9 protein-coding genes, 1 tRNA gene and 1 CRISPR repeat array are annotated in these 9,124 nt (G+C 35.0%); of the genes, 9 read left to right on the plus strand and 1 reads right to left on the minus strand.

Features of this window, described 5'->3' with window-relative positions:
* The 9 genes from FKR84_RS10385 (at window position 1) to FKR84_RS10415 (ending at window position 8,268) form a co-directional block, all read left to right on the plus strand.
* Window positions 1–1,317: a hypothetical protein gene (locus FKR84_RS10385; protein WP_141422243.1), complete on the plus strand. Its 1,317-nt coding sequence runs from the start codon at window positions 1–3 to the stop codon at window positions 1,315–1,317.
* 5 nt (window positions 1,318–1,322) lie between these two features.
* Entirely contained in the window at window positions 1,323–2,399 is a 1,077-nt protein-coding gene (locus FKR84_RS10390) for a CRISPR-associated protein Cas7 (protein WP_141422244.1), read from the plus strand.
* 119 nt (window positions 2,400–2,518) lie between these two features.
* Entirely contained in the window at window positions 2,519–3,028 is a 510-nt protein-coding gene (gene cas4, locus FKR84_RS10395; RefSeq protein ID WP_141422253.1) for a CRISPR-associated protein Cas4, read from the plus strand.
* A 93-nt stretch (window positions 3,029–3,121) separates the two neighbouring features.
* Window positions 3,122–3,490, plus strand: a complete 369-nt coding sequence (locus FKR84_RS10400) for a four helix bundle protein (protein ID WP_141422245.1) — start codon at window positions 3,122–3,124, stop codon at window positions 3,488–3,490.
* A 47-nt stretch (window positions 3,491–3,537) separates the two neighbouring features.
* Window positions 3,538–4,542: a type I-B CRISPR-associated endonuclease Cas1b gene (cas1b, locus tag FKR84_RS10405; RefSeq protein WP_141422246.1), complete on the plus strand. Its 1,005-nt coding sequence runs from the start codon at window positions 3,538–3,540 to the stop codon at window positions 4,540–4,542.
* 48 nt (window positions 4,543–4,590) lie between these two features.
* Window positions 4,591–4,710: a CRISPR-associated endonuclease Cas2 gene (locus FKR84_RS13510; RefSeq protein WP_262710721.1), complete on the plus strand. Its 120-nt coding sequence runs from the start codon at window positions 4,591–4,593 to the stop codon at window positions 4,708–4,710.
* Window positions 4,711–4,745: 35 nt separating this feature from the next.
* Window positions 4,746–4,853 (plus strand): CRISPR-associated endonuclease Cas2, encoded by a 108-nt coding sequence (locus FKR84_RS13405; RefSeq protein ID WP_233357743.1) that lies wholly within the window; start codon window positions 4,746–4,748, stop codon window positions 4,851–4,853.
* A 204-nt stretch (window positions 4,854–5,057) separates the two neighbouring features.
* Window positions 5,058–7,743: a CRISPR direct-repeat array (repeat unit 30 nt; unit sequence CTTTCAATCGCACCTCATTGGAATTGAAAT).
* Between the two features lie 13 nt (window positions 7,744–7,756).
* Window positions 7,757–8,029 (plus strand): MuF-C-terminal domain-containing protein, encoded by a 273-nt coding sequence (locus FKR84_RS13410; protein WP_394348483.1) that lies wholly within the window; start codon window positions 7,757–7,759, stop codon window positions 8,027–8,029.
* 8 nt (window positions 8,030–8,037) lie between these two features.
* Entirely contained in the window at window positions 8,038–8,268 is a 231-nt protein-coding gene (locus tag FKR84_RS10415; RefSeq protein WP_141422247.1) for a hypothetical protein, read from the plus strand.
* A gap of 299 nt (window positions 8,269–8,567) precedes the next feature.
* On the opposite strand, the gene FKR84_RS10420 is transcribed toward FKR84_RS10415, so the two are convergent.
* Window positions 8,568–8,639 (minus strand) — tRNA-Arg (locus tag FKR84_RS10420).
* Window positions 8,640–9,124: the final 485 nt, after the last annotated feature.

The following is a 9,124-nucleotide window of genomic DNA, read 5'->3' on the forward strand; positions in this document are numbered from 1 at the left end:
ATGTACACAAGTTTTATAGGGAAGCAATTCCTGAAATTATACAATACAAAAACCGATTCAGATTATACGGCTGAACGTTTTTTTGAAGAAAAGTTTTTTCCAATCTTTTTTAAATATGAACGCCATTTGATGCACGTCGGGAACTCACCTTTCTTTCAAAAACCCAAAAAAGAAGATGTTACAAAACATGGTAATAAATCCTTAGCTCAATTTGAAAATCTTAAAACAAAAGTTGCGGAAGACGAACCTAATATGTCTTTTTTTGTGGGTTACGCTGCGTCAGGAACCCAAGAAACAACATCGGGTCAGGTATCCAGTTTAAAAAATCTTGAGATTGAACCAGAAGAAATTTATGCTTCTTGGATTGGACAAGCTTTAGCCGTTGGAGTCAGTGGGGGCAATGTTTTTCTTTTAAACCAAGATGAAGTTTTGTGGCAATTATATTTAGGTTGGCCTCGCTATCGAAAATATATTAATCAAACCGACAATATTAAAGATAAGCAGATAGAAACCTGGAACGGTCAATGGCTAAACTTCATACTAAGTGAAGACAAGAATAACAAAGAATTCCCTGATTTACCGACTTCAAAGGTACTGGGGAAATTAGCAATCGCTACAATATCGTGGAGTAAAATCTTATTTAGCCTATCACACCTTTTACCTCAAAAAGAAATAATAATTTATGCGTATGGTCTTTCTCAAATGAATACCACACTAGGTTTTATTCAAGTTTTTCTGCCGCAATTCAATAAACTTATAGAATATCGTCATTCCTTAATTGATTTTAAGGAGTTTAAAGAATTAGACAATAAAGATATTGAGCACTTTGAAACTTTTTACAATTTTAGAGTGGCTTGTCAACGTGGTAATATTGGCTTAAGTGCATTAGAACCTAAAGGTTTGAGACAATATATGCCAAAGGGTAGTATTTTGTATGCCCAAGGTAAAGAATTGAATTTTAAAAATGAAAACGATTATTTTTTATATGAACTATATCAAAACTGGATTATGGCAACATTAAGTAAAACAAGACTTCTTGACCTAGCATCAAATTTAGCGGGTTATTTAAAAGATATGGAAGAAGAAAAAACAAGTAGAGGTAAAGGAACAATTTCTAGGGTATCACAAGAAATTAGAGAAAGCAAAACGGTTAAGGTTTTTATTGAAAAACTTACCGAAGCCTTGCCTTTAATGGAAAATGACATTAAAGCGACTCGCGAAATTGTAAAAGAGGTATTAGAAATGCCTAGCGATAACTTTCCGTTGTTTATCACATTAGTAAGATTTGAATACAACTATTTAAAAAACTTAAAATAATCATTATGAAATCACCATTTATTTATTTACGAGGTCTGCGACACGTTGACCATACTGTTTTTGCTGTTAATGATGGTCAAAAATATTATTACGATCCGCAATTCGGAAAACGTATTGCCTACTCTAGCGGCCAACAAGTTAAAAGAGCAATTATGGAAGCATTAAATCTTCCTTTTGCTGCGATTACTTTTAACTGGGAAATTGAAAAGAAAGCAAAAAAAGGTAAGCAAAAGGCACATCAGAAAGAACCACACTCGCCTTGCGACCCCACTTATGCAGATCAGCTATTAGGTGGTTATATGAAGGCCGAGAGTGGCGAAATGACTGTAAAACGAAGAAGTCCACTTTCAATTTCTGCTATGCGTCCTGTTCATCCGCTTTTAGGTGGCATAGAAAATCCTACAGAAAATATCTCTTTTGACCGTACATCACACCCAGAGCATCATAAAGTAAATGTATATTGGTTAGATGGTAAAAAAAGAGCGGATAAATTATCTGATGAAGAACTAGAAACATGGCTAACAGACAATAAACGCTCTCTACCCAATAGAGCTTTTATTCAGGATCAAACAAGAACTTCTGGGTTGTTTGTTTACGATATTGCGATAGATTTACGTACCTTATTCTGCGTTTCAGCCAATAAATTAGAACCTGAATTATTTCCGGAAATTGAAGAGAAACTGAAAGAAGAAAATTGGGTTGAAGCTAAAAATGTTTTTGGTAAATGTTACTTATGTCCTAAAGAAAAAAGAGAAGAGATTATTCAAAATCTAGCACACGCCTTGGTTAATTGGAGGATTACTTCTAATCAATCCAGAACTTTTAGCCCAATGGAAACCTTATCTCTTGCAATTAGCGATAACGCTAATCAAATCACGTATGCTATCCGTGCTGAATTGAATGACACGGAAAGACCTTCAGCTACCCCTAAAATAGACGATACTGCAAAAGCAGAATTATTTACCACACCAGTGGCAAACTCATATATTAAAGGCGCAGTAGGTAAAGCCAATGCATTGGAAGAAGCAGAAAAATATCTGATTGATAAAATCAAAGCTTTTGATTTTGAAAATCAAATTTAAGCATATTTTTCCTTTTAAGCCATAAGTTCAAAATGCTTTTTGCAAAAAACAAAATGTAGATTTGTTTTTTGTAAAAAGCATTATCCAATTTTTAACGTTAAACTAAATTTTTGAATGAAGTGAATTTGACTGCTACCCATATCGCTTATTTACACACCTGCCACAGAAAGCTTTGGTTGTTTTCTCACGGTATCCAAATGGAACACACCTCTCAAACTGTAGCTGAAGGCAAACTTATAGGCGAAACCAGTTATCCAGAACGTGCGCAAAAATATACCGAACTGGCAATGGACGGCATCAAAATCGACTTTTACGACCCTAAAGAAAATGTAGTGCACGAGGTGAAAAAATCAGACAAAGTGGAAGAAGCGCATATTGCCCAAGTAAAATATTACCTCTACGTACTGCGAAAAAACGGCATTGAAGAACCTTCTGCGATTATTGAATACCCCAAATTACGACAACGCCAAGCGGTGGAGTGGGAAGAAGGCGATACTGAAAAGATTGAAAGCTGGAAAACAATGATAGAGGAAATCGTAACTAAAGACGAATGTCCGCCACTTCTACACGCCCGAATTTGCCGGAGCTGTAGTTATTTTGATTTCTGTTATGCAGAGGAGAAAGATTGAAGGGAAAAAAAGATTGAAGGAGATTGAAAGGAAAAAATTAATTTGAAAAAATTGAAATAAGGCGACGAGAGAGTTTGATTTAAAATAATTGGTATGAAACAAAATAATTGGATTGCGTATAAAGAAGAAATACGAGAACGCTTGCGGTTGTTTGCGCTTGAAATATTGAATTTATCCGAAAAACTACCTAATTCAACCCGGGCTAAAGTTATAAACTATCAATTAACTAAATCTGGTACATCAGTATATGCCAATTATAGAGCAGCTCTACGTTCGCGTTCAAAAGCCGAGTTTTTTAGTAAAATGTCTATCGTTGTCGAAGAAAGCGATGAAACAGAAATGTGGTTGGAATTACTAATTGCGACGAAAATTTCGAATAATAATCTCACAAACGCCTTGCATTCAGAAAGTTTAGAATTATTAAAAATCCTCTCTTCAATGCGAAAAAAATTATCAAAGTAACCCAATCTTTATCAATCTCAACCAATCTACATCAATCTCAGTAAAAAATGAAAAAAGCTTACTACCTATTCAATCCTGGTCGGTTAAGCCGTAAAGACAACACGCTTAAATTTACCCCTGTTGACGAAGCCGGGAAAGAAAAAAAGCCAAAATTCTTACCCGTAGAAGGAGTTTCTAATTTGTTTTGTTTCGGCTCTTTAGATGCCAATAGTGCTATGTATAATTTTTTGGGCAAAAATCAAATCAGTGTACATTTTTTTGATTATTATGAGCACTACACCGGTAGTTTTCAGCCCAAGGAATATTTATTGGCCGGTAAAATGCAGATTGAACAAACCCAGCATTACCGTTCCAATAGAAAACGTCAAGTTATTGCCAAAAAGTTTGTGGAGGGTGCGGCATTTAATATTCGAAAAAACCTGACTTATTATAAAAATAGGGAAAAGCAGGTAGAGCCATATATAGAAAGCATAGAAGAGTACATAAAGCTAATCGATAAAACAACAGATGTAGAAACCTTAATGGGCATAGAGGGTAACATTCGCCATACTTATTACGGTGCATTTGATGAGATTCTTACAGATTTTAAAATGAAAGGTCGCAGTAAACAACCGCCCAAAAATGAAGTAAACGCTTTGATCTCTTTTGGTAATATGATGTGTTACACCTTGTGTTTAGATCAAATTTATCACACCCAACTTAATCCGACTATCAGCTTTTTACACGAACCTGGTTACAGACGCTATTCTTTAGCCCTCGATTTGGCCGAAATTTTCAAACCCATTTTAGTAGATCGAACTATATTTAAGGTATTGAATAAAAAACAGCTACAAGAAAAGCATTTTGATGTGAAGGTAAATCGAGTTGTCTTAAAAGAAGGTGGCAAAAAGATTTTCATCAAAGCTTTTGAAGATCGCTTAAACGAAACCATAAAACATCGAACTCTTAAAAAGCACGTAAGTTATAAACATTTAGTTAAATTGGAATGTTACAAATTAAGCAAGCATATTTTAGGAATAAACACCTATAAACCTTTTAAAATTTGGTGGTAATCAATCTTACTCAATCTCAATCAATCTCACTCAACCTCAATTAAAAATATGTATATTATCTTAGTTTATGACATCGGCCAAAAACGTGTAGGTAAAATGCTTAAATTATGCCGCCAATATTTAAATTGGATTAAAATTCAGTTTTTGAAGGAGAAATTACACCGGTAAAATTAAAAAGTTTAATTGTTGAGGCCAAGCAAATAATGGATGAAGAACATGATAGTTTAATTCTTTTTAAAAGCCGCAGCGAAAAATGGTTAGAAAAAGAAGTAGTGGGTAAAGAAAAAAATGATTTAGACACGTTTTTATAGTCGTCGTTCTCAACCTAAAATTTTTAAAAACAGCAGTTCTTTGACATATTGAACTTAAAATACTTTAAATGAGTATGTTACGATGTTGTCGTACCCAGGGTAAAAATCGGTTATTAAAGGTTGACGCTTTTTGCAGCCTAAATTAGAAAGTAGTAAGTTTGTAAGGTCTTGAAAACAGGCATTTTTTGTCGTCGATTGCGACGGCTTTCAATCGCACCTCATTGGAATTGAAATAAGTTTCAAATGCTTTTTTTAGCCATATGGGGCAAAACCTTTCAATCGCACCTCATTGGAATTGAAATGTACAAAATACTGCTATTCCTGCTACCCAATGTAATTCTTTCAATCGCACCTCATTGGAATTGAAATAAACCTCCAGTGCTATGATGCAGCGCATTGGTATAATCTTTCAATCGCACCTCATTGGAATTGAAATAGATAGTTGGATGGCTAAAAAATATGGCGTTTTATTGCTTTCAATCGCACCTCATTGGAATTGAAATGAGTTTGGCGCTTTGACAAAACCTAAAATAACCGGCCTTTCAATCGCACCTCATTGGAATTGAAATTATGTAAATTATTAATTAACCCCTCATAGAAAAATACTTTCAATCGCACCTCATTGGAATTGAAATAAAAAAGAAGTTTACGACAAAATAAACGAGATATACTTTCAATCGCACCTCATTGGAATTGAAATTTTTTTATTAGTTTGTTTAGGCAAATATAAAGGTATTCTTTCAATCGCACCTCATTGGAATTGAAATTTATTTCAACCAGCCGGGCAAAAGTTAGCTTAGTCCTCTTTCAATCGCACCTCATTGGAATTGAAATTAGCGACAATAGAAGATTGTATAGAAAATCTAAAGCCTTTCAATCGCACCTCATTGGAATTGAAATTTAATAATATCACATTCACTAAAACAACTTTTACCATCTTTCAATCGCACCTCATTGGAATTGAAATCCTTTAAAGCTTTTTACTTCTACTTTCTCAGTACCCTTTCAATCGCACCTCATTGGAATTGAAATGTGTTTCTAACATAAACGAAACCAAGCTAGAGAAACTTTCAATCGCACCTCATTGGAATTGAAATTTAACTGAATTGCACCGCGGCCGCGATACTTCCACCCCTTTCAATCGCACCTCATTGGAATTGAAATTCATCTATTGTAGGTAATGTATCTACTTCTGTAACTTTCAATCGCACCTCATTGGAATTGAAATATTTCTAAGGGTACTTCGTGGCAGAATAGGTAACTTACTTTCAATCGCACCTCATTGGAATTGAAATATTACAGTAATGTTTACCTTCTTTAACTTTCAGTACCACTTTCAATCGCACCTTATTGGAATTGAAATTGTCCTAACTGCTCTCTTGTTTCTGTAATGTATCCGCTTTCAATCGCACCTCATTGGAATTGAAATAGATTTTATATCAAAGTTAGATGTAATAATTTTAAATCTTTCAATCGCACCTCATTGGAATTGAAATCTTCTTATGCCTACCTGTGGTGTTGTGCTTACATTACTTTCAATCGCACCTCATTGGAATTGAAATTTCTCTCGGGCTGTTAGACAACACAAAATAAATCTTACTTTCAATCGCACCTCATTGGAATTGAAATTCTCCATAATTAACTACAACGCTATTTGGCTCTGCACCTTTCAATCGCACCTCATTGGAATTGAAATACAGATGTTCAGCAAAAATTAAACGCAATAATATGACTTTCAATCGCACCTCATTGGAATTGAAATATAATCTTCACGGCTGTAAGTTGTGGTATCGGTGCCTTTCAATCGCACCTCATTGGAATTGAAATAGTAATTATTAATTCAGGAGCGCAAGAGTGAAATCGGCTTTCAATCGCACCTCATTGGAATTGAAATGTTTCCATTTGTCCCGCAGACGTTGCTCTATAATTCCTTTCAATCGCACCTCATTGGAATTGAAATTATATTGCACCGGTTTAACGAGGTTAAATATTATTCTTTCAATCGCACCTCATTGGAATTGAAATTCCACTTAATGAAGTCGATGTGGCTGTGTTTCGGTACTTTCAATCGCACCTCATTGGAATTGAAATCTCTCCAATAGAGCTACCATAAAGCGCAATATTAATACTTTCAATCGCACCTCATTGGAATTGAAATCAGTTTTGGCGAGTTGTCTGGAAGAGATGCAAAAGCCCTTTCAATCGCACCTCATTGGAATTGAAATTTAATTGGCAGTAACTTGTATAACGTTCAAATTGTCTTTCAATCGCACCTCATTGGAATTGAAATCCTTTTACAATGTAGTTATTTGGCACGATAAGCCGGCCTTTCAATCGCACCTCATTGGAATTGAAATACGTGTTACATATATAGTATCTGTTTGCGTATGTTCTTTCAATCGCACCTCATTGGAATTGAAATAGGTTATGCGCTTGTATTTTTCGCTGTCAAAGCCGGTCTTTCAATCGCACCTCATTGGAATTGAAATATGGAACCGTAGTGTAAAGATAGATTACTTAGATTTCTTTCAATCGCACCTCATTGGAATTGAAATCAAGGTTACTACTATTACATAGAAAATGGGAGCGAACTTTCAATCGCACCTCATTGGAATTGAAATACTTTTAGGAATATCAAAAAACTGCTTATCGCTGCCGCTTTCAATCGCACCTCATTGGAATTGAAATTTGGCGAAGTAGATTGGAATACTCTTGAAGAAATTAACTTTCAATCGCACCTCATTGGAATTGAAATTTTACAAAAAGGTGGTATCAAGAAACCGCCTTGCAATCTTTCAATCGCACCTCATTGGAATTGAAATAATCCAGATAAGGAAACCGCACCGGTTGTAAATCCGGCTTTCAATCGCACCTCATTGGAATTGAAATAAGACAAGGATCATATAGCTGGGTGGGAACACTTTATAAATTTACCCGATAATTTAAACAGTCCCGTAGCTATTTTTGAAAGTAAATCTTCGGGCTTTGTGGTGTTGACTGAATTAAAGAATAAAAAAAGTAAACCTTTAATGGCTGCTTTACACGTCAACAATCAGTTTAAAGTAACTAAGGTGGCCAGTTTATACGCTAAAAATAGTATAGAAAGTTATGCCAAATGGGCTTATGAAGGAAGGCTGTTGTTTCAGGATAAAAAAAAGGTTCTTTCGATTACCTGACCGCCCCAATGGCGAAGGTTCAAAAAAACCCTTGTAAGAATTATCAGAAAAAATCTGAAATTCCTAAAAACAAAAATAGCAAAAAAGAAGCCACTAAGCCTAAAAATAAAGTTAAAAAAGACAAAGGCTTAAATTCTCCGCAACCGGTTGTAAAACCGCAAGCTAAAGAACGTCAAAAAGCGACAAAAAGCGACACTTTCAATCGCACCTCATTGGAATTGAAATCCGGGCAATGTTAACACCAGAAGCAGAAGCAAAAGCTTTCAATCGCACCTCATTGGAATTGAAATCACTATGAAACCTATTATTATTTGCAAAAACGCCTTTCAATCGCACCTCATTGGAATTGAAACAAACCTCCTTTCCGTAAAGAATTTGTTTAGAAAATACGCTTTATATAGAGAATTCTGGTCTATTTTTTCGAAAAACATACTAAGTAGCTTCGGTATAGCTCAAGTATAGCTCCAGTATGGCTAGTGTATTGGAAGTGTATTAAAACCGCATAAAAAATTTACGATAACCATCCTGCCATTTTTTGTAGCCTCGCCAAGAATCGAACTTGGATCTAAAGTTTAGGAAACTTCTATTCTATCCATTGAACTACGAGGCCTTTTTTTGCAAAAATAACTAAACTATTTTACCGTATAGGCATCTGCAAAAATAAAAAAAATTGAAAGAAGCCGGAATCAAACCCCGTCCATACAAGAAGAGATCCAAAAAAAACGTTCGTAAAACAGCGATAGTTCGCAAGAACTTCTAGTTTCGCTTTCAACTTCAACAAATAACTTCGCTCCATCCCAATCTCGCATCAAAATCGCCCCGAGAAGTGGTACTTCGAGTGGGCTGCAATAGAAAACAAGAAATCTTAATTTCGTAAGTTTCTTTTGCAGGCTGTATCGAGAAGCGGTACTTCGAGTGTTTTTCAGCGAGCGTTAGCGAGAGGAATCCCGAAGTATCCTTTAGGTTTGCAATACATAAATTTACTTATTTTAAAAAGGATGATAATGATGATGAAAATTTCTTTTTTTGCTTCTTTTTTTCTTTGTTGATAAGTCTAAATTTGTTGATAAACAAAAAAAGAACGGGGTGAACTTC

Source organism: Haloflavibacter putidus (genome assembly GCF_006546625.1).
GTDB lineage: Bacteria > Bacteroidota > Bacteroidia > Flavobacteriales > Flavobacteriaceae > Mesonia > Mesonia putida.

What these genes read in the sequence shown, in the direction of transcription:
- FKR84_RS10385 (WP_141422243.1), top strand. Translation starts at nt 1, where the DNA reads ATGTACACAAGTTTTATAGGGAAGCAATTCCTGAAATTATACAATACA.
- FKR84_RS10390 (WP_141422244.1), top strand. Translation starts at nt 1,323, where the DNA reads ATGAAATCACCATTTATTTATTTACGAGGTCTGCGACACGTTGACCAT.
- FKR84_RS10400 (WP_141422245.1), top strand. Translation starts at nt 3,122, where the DNA reads ATGAAACAAAATAATTGGATTGCGTATAAAGAAGAAATACGAGAACGC.
- cas1b (WP_141422246.1), top strand. Translation starts at nt 3,538, where the DNA reads ATGAAAAAAGCTTACTACCTATTCAATCCTGGTCGGTTAAGCCGTAAA.
- FKR84_RS13510 (WP_262710721.1), top strand. Translation starts at nt 4,591, where the DNA reads ATGTATATTATCTTAGTTTATGACATCGGCCAAAAACGTGTAGGTAAA.
- FKR84_RS13405 (WP_233357743.1), top strand. Translation starts at nt 4,746, where the DNA reads ATGGATGAAGAACATGATAGTTTAATTCTTTTTAAAAGCCGCAGCGAA.
- FKR84_RS10415 (WP_141422247.1), top strand. Translation starts at nt 8,038, where the DNA reads ATGGCGAAGGTTCAAAAAAACCCTTGTAAGAATTATCAGAAAAAATCT.